General features: G+C 41.9%; 19 protein-coding genes. 2 read left to right on the top strand and 17 right to left on the bottom strand.

What is annotated here, in order from left to right; all coding sequences use genetic code 11:
* The first annotated feature begins 12 nt into the window (after positions 1–12).
* Complete coding sequence (locus FTU83_RS02630) at positions 13–888, top strand: DMT family transporter (RefSeq protein WP_180003465.1); 876 nt, start codon at positions 13–15, stop codon at positions 886–888.
* A gap of 87 nt (positions 889–975) precedes the next feature.
* On the opposite strand, the gene FTU83_RS02625 is transcribed toward FTU83_RS02630, so the two are convergent.
* From FTU83_RS02625 to FTU83_RS02605, 5 genes are all read right to left on the bottom strand, one after another.
* Entirely contained in the window at positions 976–3,261 is a 2,286-nt protein-coding gene (locus tag FTU83_RS02625; protein ID WP_180105593.1) for a TRAP transporter large permease subunit, read from the bottom strand.
* Positions 3,262–3,451: 190 nt separating this feature from the next.
* Positions 3,452–4,024, bottom strand: coding sequence for a rhombosortase (rrtA, locus tag FTU83_RS02620; protein ID WP_168379122.1), 573 nt, complete (start codon positions 4,022–4,024; stop codon positions 3,452–3,454).
* Between the two features lie 43 nt (positions 4,025–4,067).
* Entirely contained in the window at positions 4,068–5,132 is a 1,065-nt protein-coding gene (locus FTU83_RS02615; RefSeq protein WP_180105594.1) for a hypothetical protein, read from the bottom strand.
* Between the two features lie 520 nt (positions 5,133–5,652).
* Positions 5,653–6,039: a hypothetical protein gene (locus tag FTU83_RS02610; protein WP_078189263.1), complete on the bottom strand. Its 387-nt coding sequence runs from the start codon at positions 6,037–6,039 to the stop codon at positions 5,653–5,655.
* Positions 6,032–6,289, bottom strand: a complete 258-nt coding sequence (locus tag FTU83_RS02605) for a succinate dehydrogenase assembly factor 2 (RefSeq protein ID WP_078189264.1) — start codon at positions 6,287–6,289, stop codon at positions 6,032–6,034. The genes FTU83_RS02610 and FTU83_RS02605 overlap by 8 nt, the downstream gene beginning before the upstream one ends.
* Before the next feature lie 182 nt (positions 6,290–6,471).
* On the opposite strand from FTU83_RS02605, the gene FTU83_RS02600 reads away from it, so the two are divergent.
* Complete coding sequence (locus tag FTU83_RS02600; RefSeq protein WP_168379120.1) at positions 6,472–7,644, top strand: acyl-CoA dehydrogenase family protein; 1,173 nt, start codon at positions 6,472–6,474, stop codon at positions 7,642–7,644.
* A 43-nt stretch (positions 7,645–7,687) separates the two neighbouring features.
* Here FTU83_RS02600 and FTU83_RS02595 read toward each other — a convergent pair whose 3' ends face one another.
* The 12 genes from FTU83_RS02595 to rpsE form a co-directional block, all read right to left on the bottom strand.
* Positions 7,688–8,485 carry an alpha/beta fold hydrolase gene (locus FTU83_RS02595; RefSeq protein ID WP_373685350.1) on the bottom strand — a complete coding sequence of 266 codons (798 nt, stop codon included), beginning with the start codon at positions 8,483–8,485 and terminating at the stop codon, positions 7,688–7,690.
* 133 nt (positions 8,486–8,618) lie between these two features.
* Positions 8,619–10,109 carry an NAD(P)/FAD-dependent oxidoreductase gene (locus tag FTU83_RS02590; protein WP_180105595.1) on the bottom strand — a complete coding sequence of 497 codons (1,491 nt, stop codon included), beginning with the start codon at positions 10,107–10,109 and terminating at the stop codon, positions 8,619–8,621.
* A gap of 216 nt (positions 10,110–10,325) precedes the next feature.
* Entirely contained in the window at positions 10,326–10,691 is a 366-nt protein-coding gene (gene rplQ / locus FTU83_RS02585; protein WP_005012953.1) for a 50S ribosomal protein L17, read from the bottom strand.
* An 18-nt stretch (positions 10,692–10,709) separates the two neighbouring features.
* On the bottom strand, positions 10,710–11,717 hold the full coding sequence (locus FTU83_RS02580; protein ID WP_004650465.1) for a DNA-directed RNA polymerase subunit alpha: 1,008 nt from the start codon (positions 11,715–11,717) through the stop codon (positions 10,710–10,712).
* A 17-nt stretch (positions 11,718–11,734) separates the two neighbouring features.
* Positions 11,735–12,361, bottom strand: coding sequence for a 30S ribosomal protein S4 (gene rpsD, locus FTU83_RS02575; RefSeq protein ID WP_078189268.1), 627 nt, complete (start codon positions 12,359–12,361; stop codon positions 11,735–11,737).
* A gap of 12 nt (positions 12,362–12,373) precedes the next feature.
* Entirely contained in the window at positions 12,374–12,760 is a 387-nt protein-coding gene (gene rpsK, locus FTU83_RS02570) for a 30S ribosomal protein S11 (protein ID WP_001040166.1), read from the bottom strand.
* A 19-nt stretch (positions 12,761–12,779) separates the two neighbouring features.
* Positions 12,780–13,136, bottom strand: coding sequence for a 30S ribosomal protein S13 (gene rpsM, locus FTU83_RS02565; RefSeq protein WP_078189269.1), 357 nt, complete (start codon positions 13,134–13,136; stop codon positions 12,780–12,782).
* A gap of 107 nt (positions 13,137–13,243) precedes the next feature.
* On the bottom strand, positions 13,244–13,360 hold the full coding sequence (rpmJ, locus tag FTU83_RS02560) for a 50S ribosomal protein L36 (RefSeq protein ID WP_000867907.1): 117 nt from the start codon (positions 13,358–13,360) through the stop codon (positions 13,244–13,246).
* 20 nt (positions 13,361–13,380) lie between these two features.
* Complete coding sequence (gene secY, locus FTU83_RS02555; protein WP_171263746.1) at positions 13,381–14,700, bottom strand: preprotein translocase subunit SecY; 1,320 nt, start codon at positions 14,698–14,700, stop codon at positions 13,381–13,383.
* Positions 14,701–14,745: 45 nt separating this feature from the next.
* Positions 14,746–15,186, bottom strand: a complete 441-nt coding sequence (gene rplO, locus FTU83_RS02550) for a 50S ribosomal protein L15 (protein WP_078189271.1) — start codon at positions 15,184–15,186, stop codon at positions 14,746–14,748.
* Between the two features lie 3 nt (positions 15,187–15,189).
* The gene (gene rpmD / locus FTU83_RS02545) at positions 15,190–15,366 is read right to left on the bottom strand and encodes a 50S ribosomal protein L30 (protein ID WP_005012961.1); all 177 of its coding nucleotides are present in this window, start codon (positions 15,364–15,366) and stop codon (positions 15,190–15,192) included.
* A 6-nt stretch (positions 15,367–15,372) separates the two neighbouring features.
* Positions 15,373–15,870 carry a 30S ribosomal protein S5 gene (gene rpsE / locus FTU83_RS02540; RefSeq protein ID WP_067762902.1) on the bottom strand — a complete coding sequence of 166 codons (498 nt, stop codon included), beginning with the start codon at positions 15,868–15,870 and terminating at the stop codon, positions 15,373–15,375.
* Positions 15,871–15,872 lie beyond the last annotated feature (2 nt).

Here is a 15,872-nt window from a genome sequence, read left to right as displayed (position 1 = left end):
AGCCTTTTTGTTATGTCCACTACTACACCACAGAACATCCCCAAAGCAATTGGCTTTCTCATGCTGTCAGCGCTGCTTTTTTCCATCATGGGGGTTTGTATACGCTACGCATCTCACACGGTAGATAATGCCACCATCGTATTTTTTCGAAATGCGGTTGGCTCATTGATCTTTCTCCCTTTGATCCTGCAAAAAGGGAGCACATTTTTTAGAACTGAAAAACTGTGGATGCATACATGGCGTTCAATCGTAGGCTTGGTGGCAATGTATGGCTTTTTTTATGCCATTGCACACTTAAAACTCTCCAATGCCATGGTCTTCACCTATTCCTCACCGATCTTTATCCCCTTAATTGCATGGTTATTTTTAAAAGAAAAAATGACCCTGAGTATGCTCATTGCCGCAGTCATTGGTTTAATCGGCGTGCTCTTCGTCGCAAAGCCCGATGCAGGAATGTTCAATCAGTTATCACTCATCGGACTGAGCGCAAGCTTCTTGGCAGCCATGGCATTTGTCACTGTCCGTGCGCTTACAGCAACAGAACCGCCTGAACGCATTGTGTTTTATTTCTGCTTTTTTGGCACACTTATTTCCATGATCCCAATGTTTTGGCTCTGGCGTCCCTATAGTTTAAAAGAGTTAGCTTTTCTGATTACAGCGGGACTTTTGGCCAATATCAGTCAAATTTTTATGTCCAATGCCTATAAGCTCGCACCCGCAGGTCAAATTGGCCCCGTGAACTATATCACGATTATTTTTGCAGGTATTTGGGGCTTTGTTCTTTGGCAGGAACTGCCAGACATTTACAGCCTATTCGGCTTTGCTTTTATATTTTTAGCGATTTTGCTCTGTAGTCCAATCCTACAAAATAAGTTTAAAAAGTCATAAAGATTCAAACCATTTACCATCAAATGCACAGCCCCTTATTCAATAAAAAAGCACCCGAAGGTGCTTTTTTAATGCTTCAAAATTAATTTATTGATACCAACCAAACAGCTTAAAGAAATACGGCAGATACGCAATAATCAACATTGCAGGGAACAGCACAATCAGCGGCAAAATCCAACGTTCATAACGGTAATAAAACGACAAGTGACGAACTTCAGCATCCGCTTCATTGACTTCAGCATCCCCTATTGACTGTCGGGCCAAGAGGTGGTTCAATGCAACTGGAGGCGTAACATAACCTAGCTCAAAACCAATGAGTGTAATCATCCAAAAATGCACAGGATGAATACCGTATTGATAGGCTACAGGAGCAATAGTTGCAGAAATTAAAATAACTGCGCCAAACGGATCCATAATCATACCCACAAAGACCATCAATCCGACAATCAATGTGATAACCAAAAAAGTACTGCTGATATCAGTTGGGAATAAACTCATGACTTCAGTACGCTCTAGCAATCCACCAACGCTTACCGAAAGCGCCATCAAAATAACCAAAGCACCGATATGTCCAACGGTTTCACTGGTCGAAATATGCATCGACTTCCAAAAACCAACTTGACGTAGAATCTGCATAGAGCTGGATTGAGCCACTGTATGATTCGCAGCCTGCCCATCATCTGCGCTATTGCCATGTAATCCTTCACGGTATTCTGCATGTGCAACCTGTGCGCCGGCTAAAGCAGGTTCAGCATTCGCACTATAATTTGCTGTTAGTGTTTCATCCCAATGCCCAACTGCTGACAATGGTGCTGGCTGATGACGTAATTTATCCACTAAAACGATCATCAGCAGAATAACAGGCATCATGACTGGTGCAGTAAATTCATTTAAATCTGTATTCAATAAATATTTATAGAACATCCAGATCAGCACGAAAATCACAATATAAGGAATAACGGCTAAGAAGGCACGTCCTGACTGCGGCGCTGCCACATTGGCTTGAGCAATACGGAACTTATGTTCTGCAAAAAATAACGACACAATTAAAAACATCGTAGATGTCAGCAAGAACGTATAAATACCATATTGATAAAGCAGATCCGTGGTCACTTCTTTATTTAGCGATGCAACAACCACAATCAATAAGCATGGACGTAAAACCACCCCAAGCGAACCGGACATTGCTGTTGCAGCCAAGGCAAATTGACGGCGTCCGCCAGCGTTCCACACTTCCTTATAAATAATCGCGCCTGCCGCAATGACAAAGATCCCCGATGCGCCAGTATAGGCTGTAGGCAATGCTGCTGCGATTAAAATCAGCCATGTTAAAGTCTCAGGAGCTAAGTTCCATGGGCGTAAAATATTCAAGAATAAATCTACGACACGGGTTTGCTTCAACAACATACCCGCCCAAATGAATAACGCTAGATTCAGGAAAATACTTGAAAACTCGACCAATTGCCCTAAATAGATACCTTGACCCATCGGGTAGTCCATAAAGAAGATAAAGGCGATACCTGTAATCAACGCCATATACGCATATAAAGGCACGCTTAGGAACGCGAAACTAAGACTACCGCCCTCTTTGGCATCTTTTGGCGGACTAAACAATTGCAAAACACTGATCAATGTCAGGATTGAGAACAGCGTCATCCACATCCAATAAATCAGTTCAGTTTCGGTGGTCATTGGAACTCCCGAACTTTTCACTGAATTGAATTGGCTGATACTTGAGTAGGTTAACAGTCCATTACCGAAGCTCATCATCAGGCTATAAACACGATAATCCTTCTTGGTTGCAGGACCGCGTAGACCAATATGATGAATTTTCAACGTCGCACTAATCGCAGCTATAACCACCATAAAAATCAACAAAATGGCGCGATTTTCAGTACCAAATTTAAAGATACCGAAGAAGCTTGTTTCAAAATTACGATAGGCGCGAATACTCGGATGCTTCTCCATATGTTGCATGGCTTTATCATAAAATTGATACTTTTCTTCACACTGCTGCACACCCGCTAAAATAGACGAACGAACGTCATTTTCAGATGCCGTACCAAAAAAATCAGCAAACTCATCTGCTGCATTGGCTTGCATTTGAGTTTTCACCAACGCATCGACATTCGGGTTACGGTCACATTCAGGCTTGGCAGGCTCAGCCCTTAAAAAAGAGTACTGCATACCTGTTGCAGGGTCACCATACAGTCGCTCTCCCATACGGAGCAACTGCCCATGGATCATCTCCCCTGTACCGATAATTAATGTAAGCAGAAGCAAGATCAACACGACTAGAGTCGAAATCCATTCTGTCCAGACATAACGTAACAGACCAACGATGCTGGATCTGTTTTGTGCATCATTTTGCATGAGTCTTCCTATTTTTATTTTGGAGCCTAGCTAGACTAAGCATCCTCTTCCTTAGCGGCTCGAGAAGTTCCTTTCCCTGACCTAACTGTTTTATTATTACGTTTAAATTTGCATCAATACTCAAAACATTAAAATGACAATATGTATTTTCTTTTCGGTTTTTTTTGTCAACCCAATCACCTAAAGTGAGCTAACGATCCCAGAAATAATTGCCAACAAGATAGAACAAGGCGATGATAATGCCCCAAATCACCCCCAATAAATGTGCTTCGACTAAAATGGGGCTTCCAATTAATTCAGCCGTTCCCGTATTGCCCACGGTATTTTCCCACACCAATTTTGCCAAAATCAGCAACAATACAAAGGCTGCAAAATTTCGCTCCCGTCGATACATCAAATGCACACAAGCGACCGCGACATAGGCACCATGCAAGACACCAGATAATCCGGCATAGGCTTCAATATCGGGTAAGAAAAAATAGAAACTTAGACTGATTAAAGGAGATAAAATCAATAAAATGGCAACAAAATGCCATGTCGAAACTCGTGGGAAAATAAACGGTAAGCAAATAAAGGCCAATATATTTAAAACAAAATGAATCCAACCGACGTGAACCCAATGTGCGGTCCATAAGCGCCAAAAATCATGAAATAAGTCATCTTGCCAATAGATAAAATAATCTTTAAATACCTGTAGCGAGGCACAGATCGAAACGAATACGGCAAGAAAGACAATTTTCGGTATTAAAAATTGTAGTTTCATTTTCGCTCCTCCTGTACCTCACTTTTAAACGCTATTGCAAAGATTAATTTGCAGCTGTGCCACTGGTTTCAATATCACCACTAAACAAATCATCGAGTTCAGAACTATTGGCACTTTCATCCCAGAAATGTTCCATACCATCATCAGCCGTACGAACGCCTGTATGTTCAGTCCAATAACGATCTGAAATCCCTTTCACCATGCTTTCAGCCATACTATCGATGAGCTTAAATTGTGGGTTAACAGGTTTCTCATCGCTACGCGCTTGTGCAAAGGTACGTAAGGCATCACGGATTTTCGCATCATCGCCACTGGCCTGTGCAGCAACCGCATATAAAGCATGTGACAGTCTCACACCCTTTTGCTCACCAATTTGCGTAGATTGTTTCAATGTTTGGTATGGATCAGGTTTTCCATCACCTGCACCCGGCAATAACGTCCAGATCACAGCGCGGGTTGCATTTGGTGCGCCCCAGAATTTTTCATTATTTAGACATACCATACCGCGTTCAACAATCGCAGCAATGTCTTTAGGAACGTTTACCGCCCCACCTGAGTTAATATCATTGGTCATGGCCTGTAAGCCACTTAACATTCCCAACATATACACTGTTTGGTCAATGTCGCTGTTCATTTTTGGACAGCCTTCACCTAGACTTTTCTTATACTTCTTTTCAAAACGATCTTGAAATAATTGATAGCCGGTATATTGACGCTGTGCCGCAAGTGCCGCCCAACGCTTTTGCTCAACACGGGCATCCTGTGCTTCGGTTACTTGGTTAGCTTTAGATGCACGTAAATAACGTAACTCTGCATCCAAGGCTTTTTGTTCTGCACAAATCCCTGCTGCTGAATACATCAACACAGCCACACGTGTTGGGTCTGCGCCCATATCTTTGGTGGCCATAATGGCTGGGGTTAATGAATTACCTGAATTACACACCATTTCAGCATCTTCCATGGCTAAAATTGGTGGCACAATATGTTTTTCGGTAAATCCGAGTGCAACATTAGCACCGGTTTTTACAACCTGTGAACAACCCGCGAATAATGTACTTGTTATTGCTACAACTGCCACACCCTGGCATATTTTTTGGACGCTCGACATTTTCCTGTCCTCTATAATTGTGTTTATGTCCATCACGACAAACATATCAGAAGCAAAAAATGAATAAAAGAGTATTTGCTCTAATTTGAACGACACACTGTGCCATGAATCACGCTGAATGCAATTGACTGATTTTTTAGAAAGACTAAATTTTAGGCAAAAAAAAAGTAGCATAGCGACGGTTCGGCACATGCTACTTATTAACTGTGAAAGCGTTTGACTGCTTATTTTTGAGTTAACTGTTCCTTCAGCACTGTTCCTAGTCGTCCTATAACAATTGCTAACACAATCGCTATTACCAGAAACATCCAAGTTGGCATCATCATGATGATTTCCTTTAACGGCTGTTGGTAAGGCTAATATATAGGCAGAGAATCACCGCACAGCTTAAAATTGTCAGACAATTTAAATATTTTGCCAATAAATTTCAATCCTGTCAGACAAGATTATTTTACCCACAACATAAGATAATGAAATATTTTCATTTTATTGAATTTTAAAAATAAAGGCTGTCTAACAATTAGATCATTTTGGCCAATACTTTGAGTGATTTCCACTGTTTCAATGACAATTGATCGCGCCAAATAATCACTGGTTTTGCACGCGCATGCATAAAATACACCACGATATACATTTGATGATCCAAAATATGGCTAATTTGAACGCGTTGCACCGGACGGTTGAGTCGTTGCAAAGACCAATCAGTTCCATCCAAATAATCTAGACTGGTGACGTGTAAATGCTTACGGAAAAACAATACATAAACCACTAGCCCGATGAGGAAAAATATCCCCCAAAGCATGGGTGTTAGTAACTGATAAAGCAGCGTCATCAATACCGCAAAAATAAAAAACTGAAACGCATGCGATAAAAAACTGCGTTTCAGTTTGAATTGCCGATTATCCATGAACGTAATGTTTTAATTTTTGAATAAACGTTTTTAATTCAGGACGTGGCGGTTCACTAACTTCCATAAACCAATCCAACAAATCTGGATCTTCTGCAGCAACGAGTTCTGCAAACATGTCTTTTTCAGCTGCATCGGCTTGTAAATAGTAATTTTTGACGTAGGGATCAAAATAAACATCAATCTCTTTTAAACCACGACGTGCGCGGTAGATCACTTTACGCTCTTCTAAGCTGATTTCATCAGTCATTGTCTTCCCCAATCGTTGAACCCGTCTAGTGTAACTCATCCACCCCATTGAAGTGGAGTGTTTTCAAAGATTGACCGAATGCTTCAACGCAATTCTTGCTTTTGAATGTTCTGCACATTGCAGTCACACGCTGCATCTTATAACTTGAAGACAAAGCCATAAAAATGAATAGGATATTCAAAATGCAATCTGGAGCGATTCGCCCACTCAATAACATGCTGCCACGTCAATTATTTAATGCAGAGCATGATGCATTTCGTGAAACAGTACGAAAATTTTATGAAAAAGAAGTTGTGCCCAATATCGAAAAGTATGAAAAACAACAACATGTAGACCGTGACTTATGGAATAAAGCCGGTGCCATGGGCTTGCTTTGCCCGACCATGCCCGAAGCTTATGGCGGCTATGGTGTAGACCGACTCTATAGCATGATTCTGATTGAAGAGCAGGCCTATGCTATGGACTCCTCTACCGGCTTTTCACTGCACTCCGACATCGTGGCCAATTATATTCATAACTTTGGCAATGAAGAACAAAAGTTGCATTGGCTGCCGAAAATGGCATCTGGCGAAACCGTGACTGCCATTGCAATGACCGAACCGGGCACAGGTTCAGACCTACAAGCGGTACGCACAACCGCTACAGAAGATGGCGATGACTATATTATTAATGGGTCAAAAATCTTTATCACCAATGGCTATTTATGTGACATGGCAATTGTGGTCTGCAAGACAGGTAATAGTGAAAAAGGTTCAGCTAATTTATCGTTAATTATCGTCGAGGCAGATCGCGTCGGTTTTAGCAAAGGCAAACCTTTAAATAAAATTGGCATGAAAGGTCAGGATACCTGTGAACTGTTCTTTGACAATGTCCGCGTCCCTAAAAGCAACTTACTTGGCATGCAAGGTATGGGCTTTATGATGCTGATGAAGGAATTGGCTTGGGAACGTATGTTGGTCGCGATTATTTGCCAAGCAGGTGCAGAAGCAGCCTTTGCGCACACTGTTCAATACACCAAAGAACGTAAGGCATTTGGCAAGACCGTATCAAGTTTCCAAAACACACGTTTTAAATTGGCAGAACTACGTACTGAAATCGATTTTTGTCGAGCTTATCTAGATCGCTGTATGGAACTACAACTTGAGGAACAGCTCGGTATTGACGCTGCAGCCGCTGCTAAATACAAAATTTCAGAAATGTTTTCCAAAGTCGTGGATGAATGTCTGCAGTTGCATGGTGGCTATGGCTATATGCTTGAATATCCAATTGCACGGGCTTATATTGACAATCGAGCCAATCGTATCTACGCCGGTACCAATGAAATTATGAAAGAGCTGATTTCCCGCTCTTTATAACAACAAAGCCCATCATCGGATGGGCTTTTATATTCTTTCGATATCAACTTAAATCATTCACAAAATCACAGATGAGTGCAGCGACCAATGCGGGTTGCTCTTTGTGCGGCATGTGATGAAGCCCTTCCAAAATCTCTAGCTCAGCATCACCTTGTATACCCGAAAAAAGTTTCTGAGCTTGTGCTGTCGTCCCGTATTCATCCAGTTCTCCATGGATGATCAAGCTTGGACACTGTACTTTTCCAACATATTGCTCGAGGTTCCATTGACGAAAACTCGGTGAGAGCCAAGTTTCAGTCCAAGCATCCAAAACCCATTGGGCTTTATCCCCATGGTATTTAGCCAAGCGTTCAAGCTGTCCCGGCTGCGCAAAACCTGTTTTGGCTTCACGTATACCCGATAATGTCAGTTCTTCCACTTCATACTGCGCAGCTATGGTAATCAGACCATGACATTGTTCTTGATATTCAGTTGCAATGACGACTGACATTCCCCCGCCAACACTATGCCCCATCACGATAAACTGTTGAATGGAATAATGTTGAAGAAGTGCCTTAAAGCCCTGCCGCGCTTCAGCATAGACAAAATCTGTACTTAATAGATGAGGATTCGCTGACGATCGGCCAAAACCCAATCGATCATAGGCAATCACCGTTCTGCAAGACTCAGCAGCCAATTGCGCAGGAAAATCACGCCACAAATCAACACTGCCTAGTGAATCATGCATCAATATAATCGGAGCCAAAGTTGCATCTTTATCCGTAGTTTCAGGCTGCCAAGCTTTGGTATATAGCTCATAAGCATTTAATTTTATAAATTCTGAATGTTCTTGAATATTCACATTAACCCTGTGTGCTTTTCCTTATTTCAACATGATATATTTTTCAACAAATAAAGCGCATCAAATAAAACCCTAAAGTCACATATCTAAAGCAAAAAAAAGGAGCATGATGCTCCTTTTTTATGTAACTGACTTAAGAAACTAATCTGGGTTTAGCCGCTAGTTGATCAGACTTTTTTTCAAATTTCAGCACCCCATCTTCAAATGAAGCATGCTTTAATTCTTTACGATCTGCCAAATAGTTATTACTGACTTTCCACGGTGCATGTTTACCCTGTTTTGGCATCACATCTGCCGCACGTGCAATATAGCCTGAAGTCAAGCTTCCCATTACTGTATCTTCTAACAACTCGGTCGCATCGCCTTGTGGAATCACTTGGTTATAACCATTTTGATCCATATAGTTAATCAATTTACAGATGTATTCAGAAGCAATATCGACTTTTAATGTCCATGAAGCATTAATATAGCCAATAATCATCGCCATATTGGGTACATCACTGACCATCACGCCACGGTACAACATATGTTTAGAGGTATTTAATGGCTGTCCATCGATTGTGGCACTGATCCCGCCTAGAATTTGAATGTTGAGTCCTGTAGCTGAAATCACCACGTCCGCTTCTAAATGTTTACCTGATTTTAATTGAATGCCATTTTCAGTAAAACTTTCAATTTGATCGGTTTCAACAGATGCACGGCCTTCACGTAAAATTTTAAACAAATCACCATCTGGCACCACACAAAGGCGCTGATCCCAAGGATTGTAATCTGGGGTAAAGTGCTTCATATCCACTTTACCTTTCAACTGCAACTCAATTGATTTTAATAAAAATTTACGGAGTAATTTAGGTTGCTTTTGTGCAATAGCATAAACAGCCCGTTGGACACCGATATTTCGTGCACGGGTAAGTTTATAAGCAACATCTTCAGGTAATACTTTACGCATTTTGTCGTAAATGATGTCAATAGAAGGTACTGAGGCAATATAGGTCGGAGAGCGCTGTAGCATAGTCACATGCCCTGCACCGCCTTTTGCCATTGCTGGCACAAGGGTAATTGCTGTTGCGCCACTACCAATAATCACAACTTTTTTGCCTGCATAATTAAAATTTTCAGGCCAATGTTGTGGATGAATGAAGGTACCTTTAAAGTTTTCCTGCCCTTTAAACTCAGGTTGGAAACCTTGGTCATAATTATAATAACCCGTACAGCCAAAGACGAAATTTGCAACCCAGGTTTGTTGTTTCTTCTTCGCATCTTCAATAACAACAGACCATTTACGAGTTTGTGAATCGTAGTTCGCACTCACAACACGGTGCTGAAAATGAATTTTTTCTTTAATCTTATATTCATCAATCACTTCAGAAAGATAGCCTTTAATCGAAGACCCATCAGCAAGCACACTAGATTTTTTCCACGGCTTAAAATTGAAGCCAAAAGTTGACATATCCGAATCAGAACGAATACCCGGATATTTAAAAAGATCCCATGTACCACCGAAACTTTCACGTCGTTCAATAATTTCAAATGAACGATTTGGACAATTTTTTGAAAGATGAGCAGCCAAACCTACACCAGAGATCCCTGCACCTACAATGAGAATATCAACTTGTTTTTCCATGTTGTTCTTTTAACCTATCTTAGATTTATATTTATTAAATCACATTTTTGACAATGCACAATGTCAAGTTTAAGCAAAAGGCGATTTATTTTTATCTTTTAAGGACAAATTGAATTATTGTCTAACAATATACAGCCAATACAAAACTGCAGGCATTAAAAAAGGTCGGTTAAAAACCGACCTTTTTTAGAACAACGTACGCTGCTCTTCACGAAATTAGTTAACTTCGCGATCTACTAGCTCAACGTAAGCCATCGGTGCAGCATCACCTGCACGGAAGCCCGCTTTAAGAACACGTAGATAACCGCCGTTACGTTCTTTGTAACGAGGGCCAAGAACGGTAAATAATTTACCAACAGTTGCAGCTGAACGAGTACGAGCAAACGCTAAACGACGGTTTGCTACAGAATCGACTTTAGCTAAAGTGATTAAAGGCTCAGCAACACGACGTAATTCTTTTGCTTTAGGAACAGTAGTTTTAATTAACTCGTGTTCGAACAAAGAATTAGCCATGTTTTGGAACATCGCTTTACGATGACTGCTTGTACGGCCTAATTTCACACCACTATTACGATGACGCATGGTGATAGTCCTACTTAATTAACGGCTACGATAAGCAAAGCGATCGTCCATGCGGAGGCTAGCCGGTGGCCAGTTCTCTAAACGCATGCCCAATTGCAAGCCTTTCGATGCCAGAACATCTTTAATCTCAGTCAACGATTTTTTACCTAAGTTAGGAGTTTTAAGCAACTCAACTTCAGTACGTTGAACAAGATCGCCAATGTAGTAAATATTTTCTGCTTTCAAACAGTTAGCAGAACGAACAGTAAGCTCTAGATCATCTACTGGACGAAGCAAAATCGGATCAACTTCTTCACGAGGTTCTTGAGCAACTGGTGCTTGATCTTTCTGAAGATCAACAAAAATTGCAATTTGTTGTTGCAAGATTGTTGCCGCTTTGCGGATTGCTTCTTCAGGATCAACAGTACCGTTGGTTTCAAGATCAATGATCAATTTATCAAGGTCAGTACGTTGTTCTACACGAGCGTTTTCCACTGTGTAAGACACACGTTTGATTGGGCTGTAAGAAGCATCTAATTGTAAACGACCCACTGGGCGAGTTTCGCCTTCAGGGAAGCGTGAATCAGAAGTCTCATAACCACGACCTTGAGAAACTTTCAGGCGCATTTTTAATGAGCCAGAAGCACTTAAAGTACCGATCAAGTGTTCAGGGTTAACCACTTCAACATTGTGTGGTAAACGAAGGTCAGCGGCTGTAACGTCGCCAGGACCTTGTTTTTCCAATGTCAGATAAGCTTCATTTTGATCGAACAGCTTAATAGACAATCCTTTTAGGTTCAGCAAGAGCTCGACGATGTCCTGCTGCAAGCCTTCCAAAGTACTGTACTCGTGCTCGACACCTTCAATCTCTACTTCAACCACGGCTGCGCCAGGTAAAGAAGACAAAAGGATACGACGTAAAGCATTACCAAGAGTATGACCAAAGCCACGCTCTAATGGTTCTAGAATAACTTTTGCCGAGGTCCCGCTTGCCGCTTCGACCTTGATCGCTTGCGGAGTTAGAAACTCATTTGCAGTACGCGTCATTATTGCTACCTCAAGGATTATTTAGAATACAATTCTACAATCAAGCTTTCGTTGATTTCAGCAGGTAAATCAGAACGATCTGGTGCAGCTTTGAACGTACCTTCCAATTTAGAATGATCAATTTCAATCCAAGCTGGAATGCCACGTTGAGTCGCTAACTCAACTGCGTTTTTGATACGCAATTGTTGTTTAGCACCTTCGTGAACTGCAACAACGTCACCAGCTTTAACTTGGATAGACGCGATGTTAACACGACGACCATTTAAAGTGATTGAACGGTGAGATACAAGCTGACGAGCTTCTGCACGTGTAGAACCAAAACCCATGCGATAAACAACGTTATCTAGACGGCTTTCAAGAAGTTTCAACAAGTTTTCACCTGTTGCGCCTTTAACACGAGCAGCTTCTTTGTAGTAGTTACTAAATTGACGCTCTAAAACACCGTACATACGACGTACTTTTTGTTTTTCACGTAATTGTAGTGAGTACTCAGATTGTTTGCCGCCACGAGCGCCACCATGTTGGCCAGGTGCTTTAGCAGCTTTTTTTGTTTTGACGTCAAATGGTTTAACGCCAGATTTTAATTGCAGGTCTGTCCCTTCGCGGCGAGAGAGTTTGCATTTTGGACCAATATAACGAGCCATGAATGTTTCTCCTTACACGCGACGTTTTTTAGGTGGACGGCAACCGTTGTGCGGGATTGGCGTCACATCGGTAATGCTGTTAATTTTATAACCCACTGCACCTAAAGCACGAACCGCAGATTCACGACCTGGACCAGGACCTTTTACAAGGACGTCCAAGTTTTTCAAACCGTAATCTAAAGCAGCTTTACCAGCAACCTCAGCAGCTACCTGAGCAGCAAACGGAGTTGATTTACGTGATCCACGGAAGCCTTGTCCACCAGAGGTAGCCCAAGCCAGTGCATTACCTTGACGATCGGTAATAGTCACAATGGTGTTATTAAAAGAAGCGTGAATGTGTGCAACACCTTCAGAGACGGTACGAGTGACCTTCTTGCGTGTGCGAGTATCTTTAGCCATCTTTTAGCTTCCAGAAATCTTATTTCTTAATAGGTTTGCGCGGACCTTTACGGGTACGTGCGTTAGTTTTGGTGCGTTGACCACGGACAGGCAAGCTGCGACGATGACGAAGACCGCGGTAGCAGCCTAAATCCATTAAACGTTTAATGTTCATGGAAATTTCGCGACGTAAATCACCTTCGGTAGGAACCTTAGTAACTTCTGCACGAATCGCATCAAGCTGAGCGTCATCTAATTCACGAATTTTAGTTGTTGGTGCAATACCAGCAGCAGCTAAGATAGCTTTTGCAGTGTGGCGACCAATACCAAAAATGTACGTTAGAGAGATAACAGCATGCTTGTTATCCGGAATGTTTACACCGGCAATACGAGCCATTCAATTTTCTCCAAAAAGGCAGTTAAGATAATCAACCGCCCGACAAAATCTTTGAGGGGCGGATAATAACCTAATTAGCCTACTGAAATCAACAGGTCTTGATCAGATTAACCTTGACGCTGCTTATGACGAGGTTCTGCGCTGCAAATTACGCGAATAACCCCATTACGACGGATAACTTTACAGCTACCACAAATTTTCTTTACAGAAGCTTGAACTTTCATAATGAAACCTCTAAGTGCGCTTATCCTTTCGGATGAGCAGTCGTTTTACGCATTAACGATTGATTGTCATATTGATGCGATGTGAGATGAGCTTGGAGCTGAGCCATAAAGTCCATCACCACCACCACTACGATCAGTAAAGACGTACCACCTAAGCTAAATGGAATACCAAATGAGCTTTGTAGAATCATCGGCATTAAACAGATGATTGTGATATAAACCGCGCCAATAAAAGTCAAACGATTCAAAATATGATCTAAATAGCGTGCAGTTTGCTCACCAGGACGAATACCCGGTACATAAGCACCACTACGTTTTAAATTCTCTGACACTTCTTTCGGACTAAATACTAGCGCAGTATAGAAGTAACAGAAGAAGATAATTAATGCACCAAATAGCACCAAATACATCGGTTGACCCGGCGACAATACGAGTGCCAAATCTTGTAGGCCACGTTTAATCACGCCAGCATTTGGGTCTGCACTGCCAACCCATTGCCCTAAGCTCGCTGGGAACAATAGCAATGAACTCGCAAAAATTGCAGGAATCACACCCGCCATATTAATTTTTAATGGCAAATGTGTTTGCTGAGCAGTAAATACACGACGACCTTGCTGTTTTTGAGCATAGTTTACTGGAATGCGACGCTGCGCCTTCTCAATAAACACAATTGCTGCTAACACTGCAACAGATAGCAATGCAAAGATTGCAAGACCAATTAAACTTGATTGGCCATTATCTACTGAGGTTAAAGATTGCAGAACCAAGTTCGGCAAACCAGCAACGATACCAGCGAAGATGATCATGGAAATACCATTCCCTACTCCACGCTCAGTAATTTGCTCACCTAACCACATCAGGAACATTGTACCTGCAACCAAAGAAGTTACAGCAGGAACGTAAAAAGCAAGTCCACTAGTCAAAGTAATATTTTGACTAATCAGACCTGCACACATCCCAACGGCTTGCACAAGTGCAAGAAACAATGTGCCTTGTCGCGTATATTGATTGATCTTACGCTTACCTTGTTCGCCTTCTTTCTTTAAAGCTTCCAGCGAAGGAACAACCGTAGACATTAACTGCACGATAATCGATGCAGAGATATACGGCATAATCCCAAGAGCAAGAATTGACATACGCTCTAATGCACCACCTGAGAACATGTTAAACAAACCAAGGATCGTACCTTGGTTTGCATTAAACAGATTCTCTAGTGCGGCATTGTTAATGCCCGGTACTGGAATATGTGCTCCCAGTCGAAAAACCAACAACGCCCCGATGAGGAACATCATACGGCGAATAATTTCACGATATTTCACATGAAAAGGTTGGCCTTTCATCATGTTAACATGACCTGTCGAACTAGGAGTCATAGACACTGGGGATTACTCCTCGACTTTACCGCCAGCAGCTTCAACAGCAGCTTTAGCGCCTTTAGTCAATGCAACACCTTGAACAGTGAATGCACGAGTAATTTCACCAGAAAGTACGATGCGTGCACGCAACATATCTTTACGTACAACGTTAGCAGCTTTTAAAGTTTCAAGAGACACGATGTCGCCTTCAACTTTAGCAAGTTCTGATAAACGTACTTCAGCAGTTTTCAAAGCCATTTGGCTAGTGAAACCGAATTTAGGTAAACGACGGTATAACGCAGTTTGACCACCTTCGAAACCAGGACGTGTACCACCGCTCTTACGTGAGTTTTGACCTTTGACACCACGGCCACCAGTCTTACCAACGCCAGAACCGATACCACGGCCTAAACGAAGGTTGTCACGCTTAGCACCTTCTGCAGGTGCAATTGTATTTAAACGCAGAGTCATGGCTTATTCCTCTACACTAACCATATAGTAAACTTGGTTGATCATACCACGGTTAGAAGGCGTATCTTGCACTTCAACTGTATGACCAATACGACGCAGACCTAAACCTTTAAGGCTAAGCTTGTGATTTTTCAAGCGGTGCGATGAAGATTTAGTCTGGGTAACTTTAATCGTTTTCATGATTGATTACCCTTGAATTTGTGCTACTGATAAACCACGTTTCGCAGCAACTTTCTCAGGAGAAGTCATATCACGCAAACCGTTAAAAGTTGCGTTTACTACGTTAGCAGCGTTAGTAGAACCATAACACTTAGTTAATACGTTACGTACACCTACAGCTTCTAAAACTGCACGCATAGCGCCACCAGCAATTACACCAGTACCTTCAGAAGCAGGTTGCATGTAAACGCGGCTTGCACCGTGACGAGCATTGATAGGGTGCTGAACAGTACCGTCAACAAGGTCAACAGTAATCATGTTGCGACGAGCAGCTTCAAGTGCTTTAGAAATAGCAGCTGGAACTTCACGTGCTTTACCACGACCAAAACCTACGCGACCATTACCATCACCCACAACAGTTAATGCTGTGAAAGAGAAGATACGACCACCCTTAACAACTTTGGCTACACGATCAACGGCAACCAGCTTTTCAACAAGACCTTCGTTTTGTTCAACTTTAGCCATGA

Origin of the sequence: Acinetobacter sp. YH12152 (assembly GCF_013418285.1) — a bacterium.
GTDB lineage: Bacteria > Pseudomonadota > Gammaproteobacteria > Pseudomonadales > Moraxellaceae > Acinetobacter > Acinetobacter amyesii.
The sequence above is the reverse complement of the archived record's forward strand: the minus strand, read 5'-3'. Positions and strand labels throughout refer to the sequence as shown.